At 72.8% G+C, this 21,171-nt stretch carries 20 protein-coding genes; 11 read left to right on the top strand and 9 right to left on the bottom strand.

From position 1 onward, the window contains the following. Nucleotides 1-299: 299 nt before the first annotated feature. Nucleotides 300-1,739: a dihydrolipoyl dehydrogenase family protein gene (locus ACFYPN_RS28595; RefSeq protein WP_389302165.1), complete on the bottom strand. Its 1,440-nt coding sequence runs from the start codon at nt 1,737-1,739 to the stop codon at nt 300-302. A gap of 114 nt (nt 1,740-1,853) precedes the next feature. On the opposite strand from ACFYPN_RS28595, the gene trxA reads away from it, so the two are divergent. Beyond that, nucleotides 1,854-2,240: a thioredoxin gene (trxA, locus tag ACFYPN_RS28590; protein ID WP_389302162.1), complete on the top strand. Its 387-nt coding sequence runs from the start codon at nt 1,854-1,856 to the stop codon at nt 2,238-2,240. A gap of 160 nt (nt 2,241-2,400) precedes the next feature. Here trxA and ACFYPN_RS28585 read toward each other — a convergent pair whose 3' ends face one another. Continuing rightward, nucleotides 2,401-2,736, bottom strand: coding sequence for a hypothetical protein (locus tag ACFYPN_RS28585; RefSeq protein WP_358765817.1), 336 nt, complete (start codon nt 2,734-2,736; stop codon nt 2,401-2,403). Between the two features lie 51 nt (nt 2,737-2,787). Continuing rightward, complete coding sequence (locus ACFYPN_RS28580; RefSeq protein WP_358765819.1) at nt 2,788-3,810, bottom strand: LacI family DNA-binding transcriptional regulator; 1,023 nt, start codon at nt 3,808-3,810, stop codon at nt 2,788-2,790. A gap of 219 nt (nt 3,811-4,029) precedes the next feature. Here ACFYPN_RS28580 and ACFYPN_RS28575 point away from each other — a divergent pair, with 219 nt between their 5' ends. The 5 genes from ACFYPN_RS28575 to egtD all read left to right on the top strand — a co-directional run bounded on the left by ACFYPN_RS28575 (nt 4,030) and on the right by egtD (nt 9,571). Continuing rightward, nucleotides 4,030-4,497 carry a type II toxin-antitoxin system PemK/MazF family toxin gene (locus ACFYPN_RS28575; protein WP_389302158.1) on the top strand — a complete coding sequence of 156 codons (468 nt, stop codon included), beginning with the start codon at nt 4,030-4,032 and terminating at the stop codon, nt 4,495-4,497. Nucleotides 4,498-5,164: 667 nt separating this feature from the next. After that, nucleotides 5,165-6,514 (top strand): ergothioneine biosynthesis glutamate--cysteine ligase EgtA, encoded by a 1,350-nt coding sequence (gene egtA, locus ACFYPN_RS28570; protein ID WP_389302155.1) that lies wholly within the window; start codon nt 5,165-5,167, stop codon nt 6,512-6,514. Continuing rightward, on the top strand, nt 6,511-7,857 hold the full coding sequence (egtB, locus tag ACFYPN_RS28565) for an ergothioneine biosynthesis protein EgtB (protein ID WP_389302152.1): 1,347 nt from the start codon (nt 6,511-6,513) through the stop codon (nt 7,855-7,857). Before egtA ends, egtB begins: the two co-directional genes overlap by 4 nt. After that, nucleotides 7,857-8,612, top strand: coding sequence for an ergothioneine biosynthesis protein EgtC (gene egtC / locus ACFYPN_RS28560; RefSeq protein ID WP_389302148.1), 756 nt, complete (start codon nt 7,857-7,859; stop codon nt 8,610-8,612). Before egtB ends, egtC begins: the two co-directional genes overlap by 1 nt. Then, nucleotides 8,609-9,571, top strand: a complete 963-nt coding sequence (gene egtD, locus ACFYPN_RS28555) for an L-histidine N(alpha)-methyltransferase (protein WP_389302145.1) — start codon at nt 8,609-8,611, stop codon at nt 9,569-9,571. Before egtC ends, egtD begins: the two co-directional genes overlap by 4 nt. On the opposite strand, the gene ACFYPN_RS28550 is transcribed toward egtD, so the two are convergent. From ACFYPN_RS28550 to ACFYPN_RS28540, 3 genes are all read right to left on the bottom strand, one after another. Further along, entirely contained in the window at nt 9,514-10,365 is an 852-nt protein-coding gene (locus ACFYPN_RS28550; RefSeq protein WP_389302143.1) for a lysophospholipid acyltransferase family protein, read from the bottom strand. The two genes, egtD and ACFYPN_RS28550, sit on opposite strands and share 58 nt — an antisense overlap. Then, nucleotides 10,362-11,198, bottom strand: a complete 837-nt coding sequence (locus tag ACFYPN_RS28545; RefSeq protein ID WP_358765828.1) for a GNAT family N-acyltransferase — start codon at nt 11,196-11,198, stop codon at nt 10,362-10,364. Before ACFYPN_RS28545 ends, ACFYPN_RS28550 begins: the two co-directional genes overlap by 4 nt. A gap of 261 nt (nt 11,199-11,459) precedes the next feature. Continuing rightward, nucleotides 11,460-12,713, bottom strand: a complete 1,254-nt coding sequence (locus ACFYPN_RS28540) for an extracellular solute-binding protein (RefSeq protein WP_358765830.1) — start codon at nt 12,711-12,713, stop codon at nt 11,460-11,462. Between the two features lie 204 nt (nt 12,714-12,917). Between ACFYPN_RS28540 and ACFYPN_RS28535 the strand changes: the two genes are divergently transcribed. Continuing rightward, nucleotides 12,918-13,133, top strand: coding sequence for a dodecin (locus tag ACFYPN_RS28535; RefSeq protein ID WP_358765832.1), 216 nt, complete (start codon nt 12,918-12,920; stop codon nt 13,131-13,133). A gap of 171 nt (nt 13,134-13,304) precedes the next feature. Here ACFYPN_RS28535 and ACFYPN_RS28530 read toward each other — a convergent pair whose 3' ends face one another. Next, nucleotides 13,305-13,793 carry a hypothetical protein gene (locus ACFYPN_RS28530; RefSeq protein WP_389302139.1) on the bottom strand — a complete coding sequence of 163 codons (489 nt, stop codon included), beginning with the start codon at nt 13,791-13,793 and terminating at the stop codon, nt 13,305-13,307. A gap of 236 nt (nt 13,794-14,029) precedes the next feature. Here ACFYPN_RS28530 and ACFYPN_RS28525 point away from each other — a divergent pair, with 236 nt between their 5' ends. From ACFYPN_RS28525 to ACFYPN_RS28515, 3 genes are all read left to right on the top strand, one after another. Beyond that, the gene (locus ACFYPN_RS28525) at nt 14,030-15,760 is read left to right on the top strand and encodes a diacylglycerol kinase family protein (RefSeq protein ID WP_358765836.1); all 1,731 of its coding nucleotides are present in this window, start codon (nt 14,030-14,032) and stop codon (nt 15,758-15,760) included. Then, nucleotides 15,760-16,713 (top strand): YihY/virulence factor BrkB family protein, encoded by a 954-nt coding sequence (locus ACFYPN_RS28520; protein ID WP_358765838.1) that lies wholly within the window; start codon nt 15,760-15,762, stop codon nt 16,711-16,713. The genes ACFYPN_RS28525 and ACFYPN_RS28520 overlap by 1 nt, the downstream gene beginning before the upstream one ends. A gap of 81 nt (nt 16,714-16,794) precedes the next feature. Beyond that, a complete protein-coding gene (locus ACFYPN_RS28515; RefSeq protein WP_389302135.1) occupies nt 16,795-17,568 on the top strand; it encodes a phosphatase PAP2 family protein in 774 nt (257 codons plus the stop codon). A gap of 94 nt (nt 17,569-17,662) precedes the next feature. Here the strand turns inward: ACFYPN_RS28515 and ACFYPN_RS28510 are convergent, their stop codons facing one another. After that, the gene (locus ACFYPN_RS28510; protein WP_358765868.1) at nt 17,663-17,929 is read right to left on the bottom strand and encodes a DUF4235 domain-containing protein; all 267 of its coding nucleotides are present in this window, start codon (nt 17,927-17,929) and stop codon (nt 17,663-17,665) included. Then, the gene (locus tag ACFYPN_RS28505; protein WP_389302132.1) at nt 17,926-18,489 is read right to left on the bottom strand and encodes a hypothetical protein; all 564 of its coding nucleotides are present in this window, start codon (nt 18,487-18,489) and stop codon (nt 17,926-17,928) included. Before ACFYPN_RS28505 ends, ACFYPN_RS28510 begins: the two co-directional genes overlap by 4 nt. Before the next feature lie 171 nt (nt 18,490-18,660). Here ACFYPN_RS28505 and ACFYPN_RS28500 point away from each other — a divergent pair, with 171 nt between their 5' ends. Next, a complete protein-coding gene (locus ACFYPN_RS28500; protein WP_389302129.1) occupies nt 18,661-21,090 on the top strand; it encodes an ABC transporter in 2,430 nt (809 codons plus the stop codon). The last annotated feature ends 81 nt before the right edge of the window (nt 21,091-21,171 follow it).

The following is a 21,171-nucleotide window of genomic DNA, read 5'->3' as shown; positions in this document are numbered from 1 at the left end:
CGGACGCTTCTTCTGTGAAGGCACGACAGCCATCCTGTCCGGCGGAGGGATAAGAAATCCGCCGGACACCGACCTCCCCCAACTCCGACACACCGAAACTAAGCTGCGACGACCTACTAGTGCCGCGCCCGGCAATGTTTGCCCCATGAGGAGCGGTGGTCGGTGCGTGCGATCGCAAGGCGACCGGAAGTCCTTGTAGCGGAGCTACCAGGGCTTCTGGCCAACGCAGCGAGTGCGCGTGCCGACCACCGCGACGGGGCAAAGCTTGCCGGGCGCGGCACTGGCTTCAACTGCGGCTGCTACCCGCGAAACGTCTCCAGCAGCCGCAGCCACACCTCGCTGATGGTCGGGTACGAGGGGACGGCGTGCCAGAGGCGCGCGATGGGGACTTCCGCCGCCACGGCGACGGTGGCCGAGTGCAGGAGTTCGCCGACACCCGGGCCGACGAAGGTGACGCCGAGGAGAATCTCCCGGTCCAGGTCGACGATCATGCGGGCGCGACCCCGGTAGCCGGAGGCATAGAGGCTCGCGCCGGCGACCGAGCCGAGGTCGTAGTCGACGGCCCGGACCCGGAGGCCGGCGTGTTCGGCTTCGGCGAGGGTGAGGCCGACCGAGGCGGCCTCCGGGTCGGTGAAGACGACCTGGGGGACGGCGGCGTGGTCGGCGGTGGCCGCGTGGGCGCCCCAGCGGTCGGTCTCCAGCATCGCGACGCCCTGGGCGCGGGCGGCGATCGCCGCACCCGCGATCCGGGCCTGGTACTTGCCCTGGTGGGTGAGGAGGGCGCGGTGGTTGACGTCTCCGACCGCGTAGAGCCAGTCGCTGCCTTCCACCCGGCAGCTGTCGTCCACGGTCAGCCAGCCGCCGGGCTTCTGGCCCACCCTCTCCAGGCCGAGGTCGTCGGTACGGGGGGCGCGTCCAGTGGCGAAGAGGATCTCGTCGGCCTCGATCCGGTCGCCGTCGTCCAGCTCCACGGTGACCGGCCCGTCGTGGCCGGCCCGGTGGACGGCGGTGGCGGAGACGCCGTACCGGATGTCCGCGCCGCCCTCGGTGAGTGCCTCGGCGACCAGTTCGCCGGCGAAGGGTTCCATCTTGGGCAGCAGTCCGCCGCCCCGGATGAGCAGCGTCACCCGGGCGCCCAGTCCCTGCCACGCGGTGGCCATCTCGACGCCGACGACTCCGCCGCCGACGACGACGAGCCGGCCGGGCACACTCTTCGCGCTGGTCGCCTCGCGGCTGGTCCACGGGCGGGCCTCAGCAATTCCGGGCAGGTCGGGGACGACGGCGCGGCTTCCGGTGCAGACGGCCACGGCGTGGCGGGCGGTCAGGGTACGGACCGTCCCGTCCGGCGCGGTGACGGAGACCCGCTTCTCGCCGGTCAGCCGCCCCTGGCCGCGGTAGACGTCGGCACCGACGCTCTCCAGCCACTCCACCTGCCCGTCGTCCTTCCAGTGGGAGGTGAACCCGTCGCGGTTGGCGAGGACGGCGTCGGCGTCCAGGGGGCCCTGCACGGCGGCTTCGAGCCCCGGCACCCTGCGGGCTTCGGCACGGGCGACGACCGGGCGCAGCAGGGCCTTGCTGGGCATGCAGGCCCAGTACGAGCACTCGCCGCCGACGAGTTCGGTCTCCACGACGGCGGCGCTCAGGCCCGCCGCTCTGATCCGGTCGGCCACGTTCTCGCCCACCGGTCCCGCTCCGATGACCACGACGTCGTACTCGGCACTGCCCGTAGCTTCGTTCATGGTCACAGTCTGGCCGGGCATGTGCCGGACGGCCACAGGGCAGGCGGAATAGTGCACGGATGGTCACGGTTGTGCGGGACAGGTCCGAACCGGCACAGGAAGAGGTAGCAGAGAATGAGCACCGTAGAGCTCACCAAGGAAAACTTCGACCAGGTCGTGAGCGACAACGAGTTCGTCCTGATCGACTTCTGGGCTTCCTGGTGCGGTCCTTGCCGCCAGTTCGCCCCGGTCTACGACTCCGCGTCCGAGCGGCACCCCGATCTGGTCTTCGCCAAGGTCGATACCGAGGCGCAGCAGGAGCTGGCTGCGGCCTTCGAGATCCGGTCGATTCCCACGCTCATGATCGTCCGTGACAACGTGGCCGTGTTCGCGCAGCCGGGCGCGCTGCCGGAGGCCGCGTTGGAGGACGTCATCGGGCAGGCGCGGAACCTCGACATGGATGAGGTGCGCAAGTCGGTGGAGGAGCAGAAGAAGCAGGGGCAGGGGCAGGAACAGGCGTAGCGGTCCTCGTCCGGCCCACCCTCCGCGGCTCTCCCGTCGGGGCCCCGGCCCCGGAGTGCGTCAAGCACTCGGACCGGGGCTCCGCACGTGCCGCCGGGCCTCGCGCGTGCTTGCAGGGGCACGGCGGACCGGGCGGGCGGGTCTCTCTACGGTGGGGGCCTCAGCCCTCGGCCGGGTCGTCTCCCGGGGCCGTGTCGCGGTCCGCCACGCGTACCGAGAGGCCGTAGTCGATTTCGGAACCGTCGATCAGCAGTGCCTCCACCGTCCGCGTGACCGGGTCGATGTCCGCCTCGATGCCGTCTCCGGCGTAGCGGGGGTATCCGGACGCGCCGGTCGCGCCGGTGGCCTCCACGATCCCGGACCGGATGGCGTCGCCGGGCTTCGGCGGATCGTTCCCCTCGTCGTCCCCCTTCTTCACCGGCCCCGGCTTGTCGGCACCGGAGGTGTCGGCGTACTCGGGTACCAGCAGGATCTCGTAGCTCTGCGGATGGCTCATGGGCCGACGCTAAGGGCTGTCCGGTGGTCGCCGGTGGACCGGCGCGCGCCGTCAGGTCGAGTCGCGGGGCACCGCGACGGCCCGGAGCAGTTCGTGGTGCTCCGGTTCGCCGCCGGGGTTCTGGACCAGCCTGTCGATGAGTTCCGCGAGCGGCTGCCCGGTGGCGAGCGCCATCCGTACGGTGCTCAGCCGGGGGCGGAGCAGTTTTCCGAGCATGAGGTCGTCGGCGCCGATCACGGCGGCCTCCGCGGGGACCGAGATCCCGGCGTCCTGGAAGGCCCGCATCAGCAGCATCGCGTATTCGTCGTTGTAGGAGAAGACGGAGTCCAGGCCGAGGGTCCGCCATCGGGCGGCCAGGTCGGCGGCGTCCCCCTCCTCGTACGCCAGGGCGAGCTCCTCGGTCCGCGCTCCGGCCGGTCCGGCGGCCCTGCGTACGCCTTCGAGGCGCGGGTTCGCGAAGGGGGCCGCCGCCTTCTCCTTGGGCATGACCACGCCGATCCGGCGGTAGCCCCGCTCCAGCAGGTGGGATGCCGCGCGGCTGCCGACCTCGCGTTGGTCGAGCACCAGACCGTGCGCTCCCTCCACCGGGTGCGGACCGAGGGTGATGACGGCTTTGGCGCCGGAGCGGTGGAGGACGGCGATGCCGTAGGCGGTGAGTGCCAGCCCGGCCGGTGCGACGACGGCCACGGGGCGGAGTTCCGCCCAGGCCCGTGCGGCTTCGTCTGCGCCGAGACCGGCGCTGCCGTAGTGGACGACGGTGTAGTCGAGTCCGCGCAGGCCCGCCTGGAGTTCCTGCAGGAAGTGGCGGTAGAGGGGGCCCTCGGGGAGGTGCCCGGTGGGCAGCAGCACCATCCGGGTGTGTCCTGCGCGCAGGCTCCTCGCCGCGGCGTGCGGCACGTAGCCGAGGTCCCGGGCGGCTTCCCGCACCCGGCGACGGGTGGGTTCGCTGATCCGCATGGTGGGGTTGTTGTTGAGTACGTACGACACGGTGGCCCGGGAGACGCCCGCCAGCCGCGCCACGTCGGCGCTCGTGGGGACGGGAGATTCCGAGGGCTGCTTGGGTAACTGGCTCATGGCGACGGGCAGTCTTGCAGACGTGCCGGAGTGGGTCGTGTCCCGGGGCACCCCCAAACGCTCCGGCCGCGCGCGGGGGCGTTCCGGCACAGGCCGCCGGCGGCTGCCCTTGCTCCGCGCGCGCCCCACGTACGCGCCCACGCGCTGTCTCTCGCGAGCCGCCGGTCATGGGCAGCGACCGGTGCGGAGTCATCGAAGTGACTGTCTTACGGTGTGTTGATGACATATCAGAACAGCACTCCCGAGACCGAATATCCTTACGCCTTCCCCGGCCGCCTCGGCCCTTCCTCGACCGTCGAGGCAGATCCGCGCGAGGTGGGTGCGGTCCGTACCTCGTACGCACCCGACCGGGACGGCGACCCCGATCCGGGAGAGATCGTCTGGACCTGGGTGCCGTTCGAGGAGAACGACGGCCGGGGCAAGGACCGGCCGGTACTCGTCGTGGCGCGGGAAGAGACCGGCACCTTTCTCGTGGTCCAGCTCTCCAGCAGGCAGCACGACCTGGACCGCGAATGGGTGGCGCTCGGGGCAGGACCGTGGGACAGCTCGGGCCGCCCCTCGTGGGTCGACCTGGACCGGATACTGAGGGTGCACGAGGACGGAATGCGGCGCGAGGCCTGCGCCCTGGACTTCGAACGGTTCCAGCGCGTGGCGGAGCGACTGCGGGAACTGTACGGCTGGAGCTGAGCACGCTCCGCCCCTGCCCGGCTTCCCGCGGGCTTACGCCGGCGGGGAAGCCGGGGCCGGTGGCGCTACCCCGCGAAGCGGTCGGCGAACGCCGCGCGGGCGGCGGGGCCTGGTTCGCAGGGCCGGGTTTGGGGGCCGGGGTTTGGGGGCCGGCTCGCCGCCTCCCCCCGTTCACACGAAAGCCCTCGAGAGGCGCTGCGGTGTGCGCGGTGGTGCGCGCAGGACTCGGGGACGCGCAGGACTCGGGGGCGCGCAGCAGGGTCGCGCGGAGCGCGAGGGAGGCACCCCTTCCTGCGCCCGTGCGCCGTTCGCGGCCTCGCGCCCGGATTCGGGCCGCGGCACGGCTGCGCGTGGCGACCCGGCGGAGGCCACCGCCACCGGGCCCGGCCGTGCTGCTCGGTCCCGGCGAGCGCGGCAGCCGCCAAACTCCCCGCCAGGAACTCGTGCCCTCGGACGTGCGGTGCCGGCCCACGCGGACATCGGCCCCGATGTCGCCCGCCTTGGCGCGCATCCGTGCGCTCCCGAGCGCTCCCCCAAGCGGTGGAAGGCGCACCTGTTCGACGTCCGACGAGTTCAGCGCGATGCCTTTTCTCCGGGCCGGGGCGCCCTTGTGCGATCGCCCGGCAGGGGTTTGGGTGGAGGGGAGGCATCGGAAGAGGAGGCACGTATGCCCCCGAACGCGACCACCGGAAACGGCACCGTCACGCCCGGATCGCCCCTCGGCGAGAGCGAGGCGACGGATTTACTGCAGGCCATCTGCTTCAAGACCGGACCGCCCCGCACGGTCGGGGTGGAACTCGAATGGCTCATCCACGACGCCGTACGTCCTGACCTGCGGGTCACGCCCGAGCGGCTGGACGCGGCCTTCGCCGAGGTACGGGCGCTGAGGCTCGACTCGCTGCTGACCTTCGAACCAGGAGGGCAGCTGGAACTCAGTTCGCGGCCCGCCGGATCGCTGATGGCGTGCGTCGACGTGGTCGCCGCCGACCTGGCGGCCGTACGCGGCACCCTGGGCCGGTCGGGCCTGACCCCCACGGGGCTGGGCGTCGATCCGTGGCGGTCGCCCCGGCGGTGGCTCCAGGAGCCGCGTTACGACGCGATGGAGGCGGCCCTGGACCGCTCGGGTACGGCAGGCCGGGCCATGATGTGCACCTCCGCGTCGGTGCAGGTCTGCCTGGACGCGGGCGAGGAGGAGCCGGGTCCGCTCGGTCACGGCCGCCGCTGGCAGCTCGCGCATCTGCTGGGCGCCGTACTGGTGGCGGCGTTCGCCAACTCGCCCTTCCAGCAGCGGGCACGGACCGGTTGGCGGTCCACCCGGCAGGGGCTGTGGGCCGCGCTCGACCCGGAGCGCACGCTGGCCCCTCCGCAGCACCTTCCGCCACGCGAGGCGTGGGCCACGCACGTACTGGACACCAGCGTCATGTGCATCCGCACCGACACGGGCCCCTGGGAGGTGCCGGCCGGGCTCACCTTCCGCCAGTGGATCCGGGGCGGTGGCTCCCGACCGCCCACCCGGGCGGACCTGGAGTACCACATGACCACCTGTTTTCCGCCCGCACGGCCGCGCGGACACCTGGAACTGCGCATGATCGACGCCCAGTCGGGGGCGGACGGCTGGCTGGTGCCGCTCGCCGTCGCCACCGCGCTCTTCGACGATCCGGAAGCGGCGGAGACGGTGTACCGCACCGTGAAACCGCTGGCCGAGACGGCGGGAGCGAACGCGGCGCCGCGCAATCCGCTGTGGCGTGCGGCGGCCCGCGACGGGCTGACCGATCCCGAACTGCGGGCCGCGGCCTCCGTCTGTTTCGAGGCGGCGCTCGGCGCGCTCCCCCGGATCGGCGCGACCACCGCGGTGCTGGACACCGTGGCGGACTTCACCGAGCGGTACGTCGCCCGCGGGCGATGTCCCGCCGACGACCTGCCCGACCTCCTCTCCCCCTCGACGGCCGCCGCGTGGGCCGAGGCGTCGGCGGCCGGCACCCGGACGACCTCCTCCGGAAAGGGCTCCTCCGCATGATCAGCGTGTCCGACAGCAATTTCCACCTCGCGCCGGAGTCCGACGCCGAGGATCTCCGCAGCCGGGCCCTCGCCGCCCTGCTCGCCGCCAGGGTCCGCACCTCAGTACTGACGGACAGCGTCGACGAAGGGGAACTCACCGCCCAGCATTCACCGTTGATGTCCCCGCTGGTCTGGGACCTCGCCCACATCGGCAATCAGGAGGAGCAGTGGCTCCTGCGTGCCGTGGGCGGCCGGGAGGCGATCCGGCCGGAGATCGACAACCTCTACGACGCCTTCGAGCACCCTCGGGCCGCCCGTCCGTCCCTGCCGCTACTGGCCCCCGCCGAGGCCCGTGGTTACGCCTCGGACGTTCGCGGCCGGGTGCTGGAGATCTTGGAGCGCGCCCCACTGCACGGCGGGGGGCGCCCGCTGGAGCGCGCCGGATTCGCCTTCGGCATGATCGCTCAGCACGAACAGCAGCACGACGAAATCATGCTGATCACCCATCAGCTGCGTACCGGCCCGGCGGCGCTCACCGCTCCCGAGCCGCCCCGGGCGGAGGACTCGGTACGTCTTGCGCCCGAAGTCCTGGTGCCCGGCGGGCCGTTCACCATGGGCACGTCCACCGAGCCCTGGGCCCTGGACAACGAACGCCCGGCGCACCGCCGGGAGGTGGCCGCCTTCTTCCTGGACACCACCCCGGTCACCTGCGGGGCGTACCAGCGGTTCATCGGGGACGGCGGATACACGCAGGAGCGCTGGTGGCATCCGGCGGGCTGGGCGATGGTCCGCGCCCACGAGCTCACCGCGCCACTGTTCTGGCACCACGAGGGCGGGCAGTGGCTGCGGCGCCGGTTCGGGACGACCGAGCCCGTACCGGACGACGAGCCGGTGTTGCACGTCAGCTGGTACGAGGCCGACGCCTACGCCCGCTGGGCCGGTCGGCGGCTGCCGACCGAGGAAGAGTGGGAGAAGGCGGCCCGCCACGACGCGGCGGCCGGGCGCTCGCTGCGCTACCCCTGGGGCGACTCCGATCCCACGCCGGAACGGGCCAACCTCGGCCAGCGCCATCTGCGGCCCGCCGCCGTCGGCGCCTATCCCGCCGGGCAGTCACCCACCGGGGTACGGCAGTTGATCGGTGACGTGTGGGAGTGGACGGCCAGCGACTTCCTGCCGTATCCGGGGTTCGTCGCCTTTCCGTACCGCGAGTACTCGGAGGTCTTCTTCGGTCCGGAGCACAAGGTGCTGCGGGGCGGTTCGTTCGCGGTGGATGCGGTCGCCTGCCGGGGGACGTTCCGTAACTGGGACCTGCCGGTGCGGCGTCAGATCTTCTCCGGTTTTCGCACCGCCAGGGATGCCTGATGTGCCGTCATCTCGCGTATCTGGGACCCGCGATGCCGTTGGGCGAGGTCCTGCTGGCGCCGGAGTTCTCCCTCGTACGGCAGTCGTGGGCGCCGCGCCGGCAGCGCAACGGCACGGTCAACGCCGACGGGTTCGGCGTGGGCTGGTACGCCCCCGGGGACCCCGCGCCCGCGCGTTACCGGCGGGCCGTCCCGGTCTGGGGCGACGAGACCTTCGGGGAGCTCGCGCGGGTCGTCCGCGCCGGGGCGTTCCTCGCGGCCGTTCGGGACGCCACGGAGTCGGGCGCGGACGGGGAGGCCGCTGCGGCGCCGTTCAAGGCGGGTCCGCTGCTGTTCAGCCACAACGGCGCCGTGCTCGGATGGCCGGACTCCCTGGCGCGGCTCGCGTCCGCGCTGCCCGCGTCCGTCCTGCTGTCCCTGGACGCCCGCAGCGACTCGGCGCTGCTGTGGGCGATGATCCGGCACCGCGCCGGGGAGGGGGACGACCTCCCGCAGGCCGTCGCCGACACCGTCCTGGGGGTGGCCCGGTCCGCTCCGGGATCACGTCTCAATCTGCTGCTCACGGACGGGAGGACCGTCGTGGCGACCGCCTGGGGCGACAGCCTCTGGTACCTGCACCAGCCCGGCCTCCGCACCGTGGTGGCCTCGGAGCCGTACGACGACGATCCGGCCTGGCACGAGGTGCCGGACCGCACCCTGCTGGTGGCGACCGTCGACGATGTCCTGTCCACCCCGCTCAAGGAGACCCCCCGTTGAGTCCCTTTCTGCTGACCCGCACCCTGCCGGTGGACGCCACGGAGGCCGCACTCCGCGCCGACGTGCTCGCCGGCCTGTCCCGACGCCCCAAGACGCTGCCGCCGAAGTGGTTCTACGACGCGCGGGGCAGCGAGTTGTTCGAGGAGATCACTCGGCTCCCCGAGTACTACCCGACCCGTGCGGAGCGGGAGGTCCTGGTGGCGCACGCGGCGGACATCGCCGCCGCCTCGGGTGCCCGGACCCTGATCGAACTGGGCTCGGGTTCCTCGGAGAAGACCAGGCATCTGCTCGACGCCCTCCCCCTGCTGCACAGTTACGTCCCCGTGGACGTGAGCGAGAGCGCGCTGACCGGGGCCGCAGAGGCCCTGCTCGCCGAGCGGCCGGAGCTGAACGTGCACGCGCTCATCGCCGACTTCACCGGCGGACTGGCCCTGCCGGGCACCCCGGGCCCCCGGCTGGTGGCGTTCCTCGGCGGCACGATCGGCAATCTGCTCCCCGAGGAGCGGGCGGCCTTCCTGCGCTCGGTCCGCTCGATCCTCTCCCCCGGCGACGCGTTGCTGCTCGGGACGGACCTGGTGAAGGAGCCGGACACACTGGTCGCGGCGTACGACGACACGGCCGGGGTCACCGCGGCGTTCAACAAGAACGTCCTGGAGGTCGTCAACCGCGTGCTCGACGCCGACTTCGACCTCGCGTTGTTCGACCACGTCGCGCGCTGGGACGCGGAGGCCGAGTGGATCGAGATGCGGTTGCGGGCCCGCTCGGCGCTCACGGTGAAGATCCATGAGCTGGATCTCGTGGTCTCCTTCGAGGAGGGCGAGGAGCTCCGTACGGAGGTGTCGGCGAAGTTCCGCCGGGAGCGGGTGCGCGACGAGCTGGGCGCGGCGGGGATGCGGCTCGATCAGTGGTGGACGGACACGGCGGGCAGGTTCGCGGTGTCACTGGCCACGGCCGTCTGAGCGAGGCGGGCGAGCGTCCTGCGGTCGCCCGCCTCGTCCGCCCGGAGCGGTGGCAGGAGGGTGACCTCGGCGGTCATCCCGGCGGCCCGCACCACCCTCCAGAGCGAGGTGTGGAGCGGGTCGTCACCGACGAACGCGACCGCGCGGGCCGGGGAGCGGGCGCGGTCGCGGCCGTCGGCCCCGGCGAGGTGGTAGGAGATGCGGGCGGGCCGCACGGTGGCACCCGCGTCGAGGGCCGCCTGGAAGACCGCGTTGCGGAAGGTGCCCGACGGCCCGCCACCGCACCGGGTGGAGCCCTCCGGGAAGGCCACCACCCGGTCACCGGTGCGCAGCGCGTCGGCGAGGGCGCCCACCGATGCCGGGAGGGCCCGCAGGCTCTCCCGATCGATGAAGAGGGTGCCGCCCCGCGCGGCGAGGGTGCCGAGCAACGGCCACTGCCGTATCTCGGACTTTCCGAGCATCCGCGAGGGGAGGGCGGCCGCGAGGAGTGGTACGTCGAGCCAGGAGATGTGGTTGGCGACGACCAGTTCTCCGCCGCCCCTTGCATCCGGATCACCGGTGACCCGCGCGCGTACCCCGAAGGTGGTCAGGACGCCCCGGGACCAGCGGCGGACCAGCCGGTCGCGGGCCCGTTGAGTGAGCGCCGCCGCGAGGGGTGTGCACGCGGCGCCGCCCATCGCGAGCAGACAGCCCGCCACCAGCCGTGCCACCGCGGGCAGCACGGGGCGCACCGCTCCGTGGTGGCCGGCGCAGGCCTGCGGTGTGCAGGGGGAGACGGGGAACCAGGCGTTCACCGCAGAGGTGCCATGGAGAGGAAGTGCCGCAGGTAGCGGGGGTCGGTGCGGCGCATGGAGAGCAGTACGAAGAGGTCGGCGCAGTCGAAGTCCGGGTCGTGGGCGGGCGATCCGCACACCCAGGCACCGAGGCGGAGGTAGCCGCGGAGCAGCGGTGGCAGGTCGGCGCGGGCGCCGGCGGCCGGCCGGGGGCCGGTGGCGCCGGCCGTGCCGGACCAGAGGCGGTGCGGGGTGACCCGGTACTCCTCGGGGGCGAGGTGCTTGGTGCGTACGGTCTCCCAGCTGCGGGCTGCCTGGATGCCGCCGTCGCCCAGGGGGAGCGAGCAGCAGCCGGCCAGCCAGTTGTGGCCGGTGCGCTCCATGTAGCGGGCGAGGCCGGCCCAGATGAGGGCGATGACGGCGCCGTCGCGGTGGGCGGGGTGGACGCAGGAGCGGCCCACCTCGACGAGGTCGTCGCGCAGGGGTGCGAGCCGGGTGAGGTCGAACTCGCTCTCCGAGTAGAGGCGGCCGGCCGCGCGGGCGCGCTCGGGGGGCAGTACCCGGTAGGTGGCGACGACGTCGCCGGTGGCGGTCTCCCTCACCAGCAGGTGGTCGCAGAAGGCGTCGAACTCGTCGCCGTCGAGGCCGGGTTCGGGCCCGTCGAGCCTGGCGCCGAGTTCACCGGCGAACACCCGGTACCGCAGGCGCTGGGCGGCGCGTACGTCCTCCGGGCCGGCGGCGAGCGAGAGGCGGTAGGCGGGGGGCCGCGACTGGCCCGAGGGGGCGGCGGGCCGGGCGGGGGCCGGCACGGCAGAGACGGGGCGTACCGGTGGGGCGACGGGCAGCACGGTCATGGCAGTCTCCGGGGACGGATCAGCAAGGGCGGCCGTCGGACCGTCGCGCGGTGGCGAAGGTCCGGCCCCCTACTTCTTCCGTGGCCGGCTGGATTCGACGTGACCGCCACGGAGAGCCTGGATGTGCGACGGCTGAATCCCGGGGTGCGTGGCGCACCCACCTTTCCCGGCCCCGCCTGCCCTCGGTCCCGCCTGCCCTCGGTCCCGCTTTCCCACGGGCCCCCGCCCGTCCCTCCGTCCCCGGCCGGAGGGATGTGTCCGTCAGCTGCCCGCCAGGAGGGAACTGATGCGCTCCGAGGCGGTCTTCGCCACTTCCTCCGGGTCCCGGCCTTCCAGCACCGCGGTCATGTACGGCTTGATGGGGTTCGTCTCCTCCACCTCCGCCCACTGCGCGGAGTTGGGGGTGGCCCGTCCCTGTGCCGCTCCTTCCGCCATCGCGGCGGTGCCTTCCTGGCTCCCGATGGCGCTCGCCAGCTTCGGCTTGTTGGGGACGTAGCTCATGGCGAGGGCGAGTTCCCGCTGCCACTTCTCGCCCGCCAGCGCCTTGACCACGTCGATGCCGGCGCTGCGGTGGGCGGCCTTCTCCGGGACGATCAGGTCGGAGCCGCCGGTGAACACGGCGCCGGGCTTCTTCGTGGTCTTGCCGGGTATGGGGAAGTAGCCGAGTTTCCCCTTGAGTTCGGGGTTGGCCTGCTCGATGAGTGCGGCGCTGCCCGGCGTGGAGATGATCTGGGCGACGTCACCGCGGGCGAATACGTCGGTCTGCGGCGGGTTCTCCTCGTCGGCGTCCTTCGGGCCGGCTCCGAGGGCCTGGAGTTTCTTGTAGAACGCCATACCGCGGAGCGCTTCGGGGCTGTCCAGAGCGCCGGTCCACTCGCCGTCGTCCCCCTCGGCGAGTTCGCCGCCCTCGTCCCAGATGAACCCGGCGAGGACGTACCAGTTCTGGCCCGCGAGGTAGATGCCCTGGTTCCCGTCCGCGTCCAGGGTCTCGGTGTCGGCGATCCACTGCTCGCGGTTCTTCGGCGGGGTGTCGATCCCCGCCTGCGCGAAGAGGTCCTTGTTGTAGATGACCACCCGGTTGGCCGCGTACCAGGGGATCCCGTACTGCACTCCGTTGATACTGCCCGGTTCGGCGAGCCCCGGCAGCCAGTCCTCGCTGCCGAGGTCGCGCATGGACTCCAGGGTGAGATCGCGCAGACCGCCGCTCTCCGCGTACTGGGCCACCTGTGTGTTGCCGACCTCGATGACGTCCGGGGAGTCGCCGCCCTTGAGGGCGGACAGCACCTTGGGACCGATCCCGCCCCACTCCTGGAACTTGAACTCCAGTTCGACAGAGTGGTGCTCGGCCTCGTACGCCGTAGTGAACCTGTCCAGGAACTCGGGGGAGGCGCTCCCCTTCATCAGCCAGACCGTCACGGTCGTGTCCCCCGCGGCGGAGGGGGAGAGATAGCCGCACCCTCCGAGAGCGAGGGACGAGACGAGTGCGATGGCTCCGGCGAGAATCCGGTTCTTCACGAGCGTCACCTTCTGCGAAACAGCACGACGGAAACATGACCCGGTGTGGGGGGACGCGGGCGGTGCTCGCACGGGTGTGTGGTCTGGATTTTGGTATGGACCATTGAGCAGGTCAAGGCCGGCCCGGCGCCCCGGCGTGGCACGCCGTTCCCTCGCGCACCGCCCAGGAGTGAGGCACGGTGGAGACACGAAGGGAGACATACGATGTCCAATCACACCTATCGGGTCACCGAGATCGTAGGAACCTCCGAGGAGGGCATCGACGCGGCGATCCGCAACGGCATCGCCCGAGCGTCGGAAACGTTGCACAATCTCGACTGGTTCGAGATCAAGGAAGCGCGCGGACACATCGAGGAGGGCCGGATCGGGCACTACCAGGTGACCCTCAAGGTCGGATTCCGGCTCGACGGATCGTCCTGAGTCCTGAGACCTCACTCCCCCCGGTCCTCAGTCGTCAGTCCGCAGTCCCCAGGCGCCAGTCCTCAGTCCGCAGCCCCATGTGGCCCGACCCGGTGCCCGGGCCGCACGGCGCGACCGGGAAGCGGGGCCCCGCATGCTCCGCACCCGCGGCCCCGACCGCCCGGAGTTGTCTCAGGTGCGTCCCTGGCGCTCCTGCGCGTCCTTGAGCGCCTCTGACGAGTCGGCCCACCGGGCCCTCACCACGGTGAAACCGGCCGCCTCCGCGTCGTCACAGACCAGTTCGTCGTCGTCCACCAGCATCCGGATCTCACGCCCCCGGCCCAGCCGCTCCAGCACCTCCAGTTTGGTGCGGCGGGCGGGCCGACGGTCGTCGTTGCGCCGCATGTGCAGCGGCCCGTCGGGGAGGCCGTGCCCGGAGATCCAGTCGAGGGTGTCCCGGCGGCAGCGTTCCGGTCGGCCCGTCAGGTAGACGACCTCGCACTCCTCGGTGCTCCGCATCGCGAGGCTGATCCCCTCGGCGAGCGGCGGGTCGTCGACGGCGGCGGCGAAGAACGCGGACCAGTCCCGGCGGGGGCCTTCGAGGAAGTGCTGCCGGTGGCCGCTGTCCGAGAGCGTGCCGTCCAGGTCGAATACGGCAAGGGGCCTGGCGTCGTCGGTCATCCCTCCACAGTAGGGCCTCCCGACCGGTTCGGTCCGGGCCGGCCCGCGCAGTGCCTCCCGCCCGACCGGCCGCCGCACCGCCCCGCCGGTACGGGTCCGCCCGCGCGATTTCCAGCCGGTACGGGCCCGCCGGGTGCCGTCGAGGCCTGTCGCCCGGTTTCCAGGGCATACGCCGATGGCCGGGCCGCACTCGCCGCCCGAATACGAGCGCACGAGCACGAACATGTGGGGGTTCCATGCCGACTGCCCTGCCGGCGAGACAGGCCGGAGCGGACGACGAGCGGCGCGCGGGCGTGTCCCGCCCGGGCCGCTCCCCTGCCCTGACCAGCGGTACCGGTCGCGCCGCCCTGCGCGTGGGCGCGCTGACGGTGTGCCAGGCCGGGTTGATGACGGGCTTCGGCCTGCTGATCACCGGGCCGGCCCGGGACTGGTGGCCGCTGACCGTCGAGGACGAGGTGAACGAGGGCTTCGAGCGCATACGCACGCACGCGCGCACCTCCGCCTCGCTCATCGGCTCCAGCGCGGGCAACACCTCCACGGTGGTCGGCATCACCCTGCTGGTCTGTCTGGGGCTCATCCTCATCCCCCGGCTGCCGAGGTGGCGTGAGGCCGTCTTCCTCTCGGTCGCCGTGTCCCTGCAGTCGCTGGTCTTCCTGGTCATCACGGAATCGGTCGACCGCACCCGTCCGGACGTGGACCGCCTGGACGCCTCACCGCCGACCTCCAGTTACACCTCCGGCCACACCGGGGCCGCCACCGCGCTCTACGGCGGACTCGCGGTCCTGGTTCTGTCCCGGGTGCGCGGCCCCTGGCGGAAGATCCTCGGCGCCGTGTTCCTGCTGATCCCGCTGCTGGTCGGGGTCGCCCGGCTCTACCGGGGCATGCACCACCCCACCGACGTGGCGGGCGGGCTGCTGAACGGCAGCCTCTCCCTGCTGATCGTGGGCCGCGCGGTCCTCGCGGACGACTACGCGGCGGCCCCCGTGCCCGCGAACGCCGCCAAGATCGCCGTGGCCGCGACGGAGGCCCGCGTCGACCAGCCGAAGAGCGGTCGCACCACGGTCATCGTCAACCCCACGGTCACCGGCCCCGCGGTGCGGGACACCCTGCGGCTCGTACTCGCCCAGCACGGGCGCGGCGCGCCGGTGTTCGTGGAGACGACGGCGGACGATCCGGGCGCCGGACAGGCGGCCGAGGCCGTCCGGGAGGGCTCCGACCTGGTCGTGGTCTGTGGCGGCGACGGCACCGTCCGTACCGTGGCCGACGCCCTCGCGGGTACGGGAGTCACGCTGGCGGTCGTCCCCTGCGGCACCGGCAATCTGCTGGCCCGCCACCTCGGTCTGCCGCTCGACCCCGCGAAGGCCCTGCACGCGGCCCTGAGCGGTACCCCGCAACGCCTCGACCTGGGTCGGCTGGAAGGCGACGGCGTCCCCGCGACCCACTTCACGGCCATGTCCGGGGCGGGTCTGGACGCGGCGATGCTGGAGCACACCTCGGACCGTGCCAAGTCGACGGTGGGCTGGCCCGCCTACGTGGCCGCCGGTCTGCGCGAACTGCGGACCCCCCGCACGCGGGTGACGATCTCGCTGGACGGCGGCCCGGTCCTGCACCGGAGCGTGCGCATGGTGCTGCTCGCCAACATCGGCACCGTGCAGGGCGGCGCCGCCCTCGTGCCCGACGCCCGCCCCGACGACGGCCTGCTGGATCTCGCCCTCTACGACCCGCACGGTCCCGGCGGCTGGCTGCGCGCCGTCGGGGTGCTGCTGCGCCGTTCCCCGGGCTCGGGCCGCCCCCGCACCGGAGAGGCGGGTCCCGTCGAGTTCTTCACCTTCCGCCGCGCCGAGCTGCGCTTCGCGTCGCCGCTGGACCGCGAGATGGACGGCGACCCGGTGGGCGCGGGTCACCTGCTCACCGCCGAGGTCGTGCCCGGGGCGCTGACCGTACTGGTTCCCTCCGGGGGCGCGTGATGGGTACCGCGACCCGGGTCCCGCAGACCCGCGACATGACGGGCGACGAACTCTCCGCCGACGAGGCGCTCGCCACCCTGCGCCGCTACGGCGGATGGCCGCTGGTCCGTGACTCCTTCGTCCGCTTCCGCTACTCGGACGGGTTCAGCCACTCCCGGGCCCTCGCCCTGCAGACGGTGCTCGCGGTGATACCGCTGGCCATCGCCTTCGTCGGGCTCTCCGCCGAGATGCACACCGACGACATCGGCAGGGTGGCCGAATTGACGATCCACCGGATCAGCGCCGGCCCCAGCGCCGATGTCGTCGACGAGGCGCTCGACCAGAGCCGCAACCAGACGGGCATCGGCGCCCGTCTCGCGCTCTGGCTCGGACTCGCCTTCTCCCTGGTCAACGTCACCACGGCGATGTGCCAGGTGGAGAGGGGCGCCAACCGGATCTACGGCGTCGAGCGCGACCGGGTCTTCCACCAGAAGTACCTGCGCGGGCTGGTCATGTCCCTCAGCGCGGGCATCCCGCTCGGTATCGGTTCGCTGCTGATGGTGGCCGGCGGGGACCTCGTCGCCGCCGTGACCTCCGTCTACCACCTGGGCGACGGCGCCCGGACCGCCTGGGACCTGCTGCGATGGCCGCTCGGGCTGCTGCTCGCCCTGATCTCCGCCAGTGCGATCTTCCGCCGGGCACCCCGGCGCAAGCAACCCGGTTACACCTGGCTGGCGTTCGGGGCGGCCGTCTACCTGGTGCTGTGGACCGCGCTGACCTGGCTGCTCAGCAAGTACCTCGCGTTCAGCGGGTCCTTCGACACCGTCTACGGTCCCCTCAGCGCCTTCATGTCGCTGCTGCTCTGGGCCTACCTGACCTCGATCGCCCTCTTCCTCGGGCTCTCCTTCGCCGCACAGCTCGAAGCCGAGCGGGCGCGGCTGCCCGGCCCGATCCAGCCCGACCCGGGAGCATGAGAGCCGGGCCCGCCACGAACCCGGCCGGCCCGCTCCGAATCCGACCGACCCGCTTCGAACCCGACCGACCCGGGAGCACGCATGCCCGTACGCACCACAGCCCGCCGTCTACGTGACCACCGCCGCGCCGACCGGAGATTCGGGGCCCGGCTGCTCGGGGCGGCCGCGGTCGCCGCGGTGGCCGCGGTGCCCTTCGCCCTGCTGCTCGTACTCGTGGAAGGGCAGTGGCAGCCGCTGCGCCGGCTCGACGCGTCGGCGGCCCTGCGACTGCACCGGACGGCCCTCGACCACGCTGCCTGGACCAGCACCCTGCGTTTCCTCTCCGACTGGGTGTGGGACCCGACCACCATGCGGACGCTGGTGGCACTGCTGACGGCCTGGCTGCTGTGGCGGCGGGCCTGGCGGCTCGCCTCGTGGGCCGCGGTCACAGCGGTCGCCGGCGGTCTGATCGGACTGCTCGTCAAGACCGTGGTGGAGCGCACCAGGCCGTCGCTGGAGGATCCGGTGGCGCAGGCTCCCGGCTTCTCCTTCCCGTCGGGGCACGCGATGACCGCGACCACCTCCTGTGCGGTCCTGCTGCTGGTCCTGCTGCCGATGGTGCCGCGCGCCTGGCGCCCGGTGTGCTGGGGCGTGGCGGTCCTGTCGGTGGTGGGGGTGGGCTTCACCCGGGTCGCGCTCGGCGTCCACTGGTTCAGTGACGTGGTCGGCGGCTGGCTGCTCGGGGCTGCGGTGGTCGCGCTCACCGGCTGGGCCTTCGAGGCGTGGCGTACCGATGTGGGGCGCCGGCGCACCGAGGTGGGCGAGGGACTGGAACCCGAGCTGACCGGCGCCGAACCGGAGCGCCAGGACGTCTGACGCCCGGCCCGTACCGCGGGAAGCCCGCCACCGGAGGTCTCGGTGGCGGGCTTCCCGCGGTACGGGCGGTGTTTCTCCGGCGCGGTACGGGCCGTCAGTCGGGCCAGGTACCCGTCAGTCGCCGTACGGTGACGGCTCCGCCGCGGCTCACCGCGGCTCGGACGGTGGAGAAGATCGCTCCTTGCAGGGCTGCCGCGGCGAGGATCTCCGGCCATCCCCGGTCACGGTCCATCGGGCTGGGGGCGTCGTCCTGGCGGGCGACCGTCTTCCAGACCTGCCGGAAGACAGCTCCCGCCAGGAGACCCCCGGCCATCCCGACCGCGAGGCCCACGGGCTTGTAGACGGCGGCGGAGGTCTTCATCCGCGCCGCCGGTGACGTGCGACGGCGACCACCGCGACGGCGGCCACTCCCCCGGCCACCAACAGCTTCTCCCTGCCCCGCGCCGCGTGGGCGACACGGTCCGCGCCCCGGCGCACGGGCTCGGGCGCGTGCTCCTGGAACTTCTCCCCCAGGGTCCGGACGGCCGCGCCGACCTGCTGCTGGGCCTGCGACGCCTTGTCCAGCACGGCGTCCGGGGTCTTCTCCCGGGCCTGCGCGCGCACCTCGGCGGCCTTCTCCAGGGCCTGCGTCCGGATCTCTCCGGCCTTCTCCGCGGACCGGTCCTTCGCCTCTCCGGCCTTCTCCGCGGCCCGGTCCTTCACTTCGCCGGCCTTCTCCTGCGCGCGCGCCGTCGCGTCCGACGTCTTCTCCCGTGCCTGGGAGGTCAGTTCGCCGGCCTTGGCGCGTGCGGTGCCCTCGGCCGCCGCCGCCGCTCCCTCGACCGTCCGGCCGAGTTCGTCGCGCGCCGCCAGCGCGTGCGCCCGGAGGTCCTCCGGCGTCGGTACGGAACCGTCCTCACGGGCGGTCTGGTCGTCCGTCATCGCTCAGCCCTCTCCTTCTCGTCCGTGCCGCCCGGGTGGTCGTCCACCCGGGCGGCACGGGATCATCGGCATGCTCCCCGCGTGCCCCGAGGTCGGCGGGCAATGCCTCGACCGGAAGGGCAAACCCTTAGAATGCGACTATTTGTCCCTTCGTGTTCGGAGTCCGCACCGATGTCCACCCCCCACGATCCGTACGTCCGGGTGCGCGGCGCCCGCGAGCACAACCTCCGCGACGTCGACGTGGACATCCCCCGCGACACGCTGACCGTGTTCACCGGGGTGTCCGGGTCCGGCAAGTCGTCGCTGGCTTTCGGCACGATCTACGCGGAGGCGCAGCGGCGGTACTTCGAGTCGGTGGCCCCGTACGCCCGCAGGCTGATCCATCAGGTCGGCGCTCCCGCGGTCGGCGAGATCACCGGGCTGCCGCCGGCCGTCTCGCTGGAGCAGCGGCGCTCCTCGGCGGGCGAGCGGTCCTCGGTGGGCACGGTGACCACGCTCTCCAACTCGCTGCGGATGCTGTTCTCCCGGGCCGGCGACTATCCGGAGGGGGCCGAGCGCCTCGACTCCGACTCCTTCTCGCCCAACACCGCGGCGGGGGCCTGCCCCGAGTGCCACGGCCTCGGCCGGATTCACCGCACGTCGGAAGAACTACTGGTCCCGGACGCCTCGTTGACGATCCGTGAGGGGGCGATCGCGGCCTGGCCGGGTGCGTGGCAGGGCAAGAACCTGCGGGACGTGCTCGACGCCCTCGGGTACGACGTCGACCGGCCGTGGAGCGAACTTTCGGTGAAGGACCGGGAGTGGATCCTCTTCACCGACGACGAGCCGGTGGTGACGGTCCATCCGGTGCGGGACGCGGGGCGCATCCAACGCCCCTACCAGGGCACGTACATGAGTGCCCGGCGCTATGTGATGCACACGTTCGCGGATTCCCGGAGCCGGACTCTGCGGGCACGGGCGGAGCGGTTCCTGACGAGCGTTCCGTGTCCGGTGTGCGGGGGTGGGCGGTTGCGGCCGGAGGCGATGGCGGTGACCTTCGCCGGGCAGACCATCGCGGAGTTGGCCGCGCTGCCGCTGGCGGGCCTGTCCGAGGTGCTGCGGGCGTCGGGCGGCGACGCGACGGCGCGGGTGATGACGACGGATCTGCTGGCCCGCATCGGTACGGTCACCGAGCTGGGTCTCGGCTACCTCAGCCTCGACCGGACCGCCCCGACGCTCTCCTCCGGAGAACTCCAACGGCTGCGGCTGGCCACGCAGTTGCGGTCCGGTCTCTTCGGTGTGGTGTACGTGCTGGACGAGCCGTCGGCAGGTCTGCACCCGGCCGACACCGCGTCCCTGCTCGCGGTGCTCGGCAGGCTGAAGGAGGCCGGCAACACGGTCTTCGTGGTGGAGCACCAGCTGGACGTGGTGCGGCAGGCCGACTGGCTGGTGGACGTGGGGCCGCTGGCCGGGGAGCACGGTGGCCGGGTGCTGCACAGCGGTCCGCCGGCCGGGCTCGCGGAGGTGGCGGAGTCGGCGACCCGGCGCTTCCTCTTCGGCGGGGCGGCGCCCTTCGCCCGTCCGCCGCGTACGCCCTCCGGCGAACTGCGTCTCCACGGGGTGCGGCGCCACAACGTGCGGGGCGTCGACGTGGCGTTTCCGCTCGGGGTCTTCACCGCCGTCACGGGCGTCTCGGGTTCGGGCAAGTCGACGCTGGTCGGACAGGTGCTGGCCGGGGTGCTCGCCGACCGCCTGGCCTCGCCGGTCGCGGATCTGCCGGACGGGCCCGACGCACGGGAACGGGACTGCGTGTCCGCGCGGGGGCTGGAGGCGGTGGACCGGCTCGTGCAGGTGGACCAGAAGCCGATCGGGCGTACCCCGCGCTCAAATCTGGCCACGTACACGGGTCTCTTCGACGTCGTGCGCAGGCTCTTCGCGGAGACGGACACGGCGCGGGAGCGCGGCTACCGGGCGGGACGCTTCTCGTTCAACGTGGCGGGCGGCCGGTGCGAGACCTGCCAGGGCGAGGGGTTCGTCTCGGTGGAGCTGCTCTTCCTGCCGAGTACGTACGCGCCCTGCCCCGACTGTCACGGAGCGCGCTACAACCCGCCGACGCTGGAGGTCACCCTGCGCGGGCTCTCCATCGCCGAGGTGCTGGACCTGACGGTGGAGTCGGCGGCCGTGTTCTTCGCGGGGGTCCCGGCCGCCGGACGGAGCCTGCGGACCCTGAACGAGGTGGGGCTCGGCTATCTGCGCCTCGGGCAGCCCGCCACCGAGCTTTCGGGCGGCGAGGCGCAGCGGATCAAGCTGGCGGCGGAGCTGCAGCGGGTCCGGCGGGGGCACACCCTGTACGTGCTCGACGAGCCGACCACGGGGCTGCACCCGGCCGATGTGGAGGTGCTGATGCGCCAGCTCCACGGGCTGGTGGACGCGGGCGGCACGGTGGTGGTCGTGGAGCACGACATGGCGGTGGTGGCCGGCGCGGACCATGTGATCGACATGGGGCCGGGCGGTGGTGAGGAGGGCGGGCGGATCGTGGCGGCGGGCACCCCTGCCGAGGTCGCGCGGGCGGCGGCCAGCCGGACGGCCCCGTTCCTCGCCCGGGCACTGCGTACGGGCTGACGGGCGGCCAGGGCCGGGAGAGAGCCCGGGAGGGGTGGAGCGGCCCCCTTGAGCCGCTCCACCCCTCCCGGAGGGTCCCGC

The sequence above is a fragment of the Streptomyces sp. NPDC005576 genome, from assembly GCF_042871745.1.
In the GTDB taxonomy this organism is placed as follows: domain Bacteria; phylum Actinomycetota; class Actinomycetes; order Streptomycetales; family Streptomycetaceae; genus Streptomyces.
This window is presented reverse-complemented; position numbering and strand designations above follow the sequence as displayed.

Bases quoted from the DNA above. Each gene is read 5' to 3' on its own strand.
- ACFYPN_RS28595 (WP_389302165.1), bottom strand. From the start codon at position 1,739: ATGAACGAAGCTACGGGCAGTGCCGAGTACGACGTCGTGGTCATCGGA.
- trxA (WP_389302162.1), top strand. From the start codon at position 1,854: ATGAGCACCGTAGAGCTCACCAAGGAAAACTTCGACCAGGTCGTGAGC.
- ACFYPN_RS28585 (WP_358765817.1), bottom strand. From the start codon at position 2,736: ATGAGCCATCCGCAGAGCTACGAGATCCTGCTGGTACCCGAGTACGCC.
- ACFYPN_RS28580 (WP_358765819.1), bottom strand. From the start codon at position 3,810: ATGAGCCAGTTACCCAAGCAGCCCTCGGAATCTCCCGTCCCCACGAGC.
- ACFYPN_RS28575 (WP_389302158.1), top strand. From the start codon at position 4,030: ATGACATATCAGAACAGCACTCCCGAGACCGAATATCCTTACGCCTTC.
- egtA (WP_389302155.1), top strand. From the start codon at position 5,165: ATGCCCCCGAACGCGACCACCGGAAACGGCACCGTCACGCCCGGATCG.
- egtB (WP_389302152.1), top strand. From the start codon at position 6,511: ATGATCAGCGTGTCCGACAGCAATTTCCACCTCGCGCCGGAGTCCGAC.
- egtC (WP_389302148.1), top strand. From the start codon at position 7,857: ATGTGCCGTCATCTCGCGTATCTGGGACCCGCGATGCCGTTGGGCGAG.
- ACFYPN_RS28545 (WP_358765828.1), bottom strand. From the start codon at position 11,198: ATGACCGTGCTGCCCGTCGCCCCACCGGTACGCCCCGTCTCTGCCGTG.
- ACFYPN_RS28535 (WP_358765832.1), top strand. From the start codon at position 12,918: ATGTCCAATCACACCTATCGGGTCACCGAGATCGTAGGAACCTCCGAG.
- ACFYPN_RS28530 (WP_389302139.1), bottom strand. From the start codon at position 13,793: ATGACCGACGACGCCAGGCCCCTTGCCGTATTCGACCTGGACGGCACG.
- ACFYPN_RS28525 (WP_358765836.1), top strand. From the start codon at position 14,030: ATGCCGACTGCCCTGCCGGCGAGACAGGCCGGAGCGGACGACGAGCGG.
- ACFYPN_RS28520 (WP_358765838.1), top strand. From the start codon at position 15,760: ATGGGTACCGCGACCCGGGTCCCGCAGACCCGCGACATGACGGGCGAC.
- ACFYPN_RS28515 (WP_389302135.1), top strand. From the start codon at position 16,795: ATGCCCGTACGCACCACAGCCCGCCGTCTACGTGACCACCGCCGCGCC.
- ACFYPN_RS28510 (WP_358765868.1), bottom strand. From the start codon at position 17,929: ATGAAGACCTCCGCCGCCGTCTACAAGCCCGTGGGCCTCGCGGTCGGG.
- ACFYPN_RS28505 (WP_389302132.1), bottom strand. From the start codon at position 18,489: ATGACGGACGACCAGACCGCCCGTGAGGACGGTTCCGTACCGACGCCG.
- ACFYPN_RS28500 (WP_389302129.1), top strand. From the start codon at position 18,661: ATGTCCACCCCCCACGATCCGTACGTCCGGGTGCGCGGCGCCCGCGAG.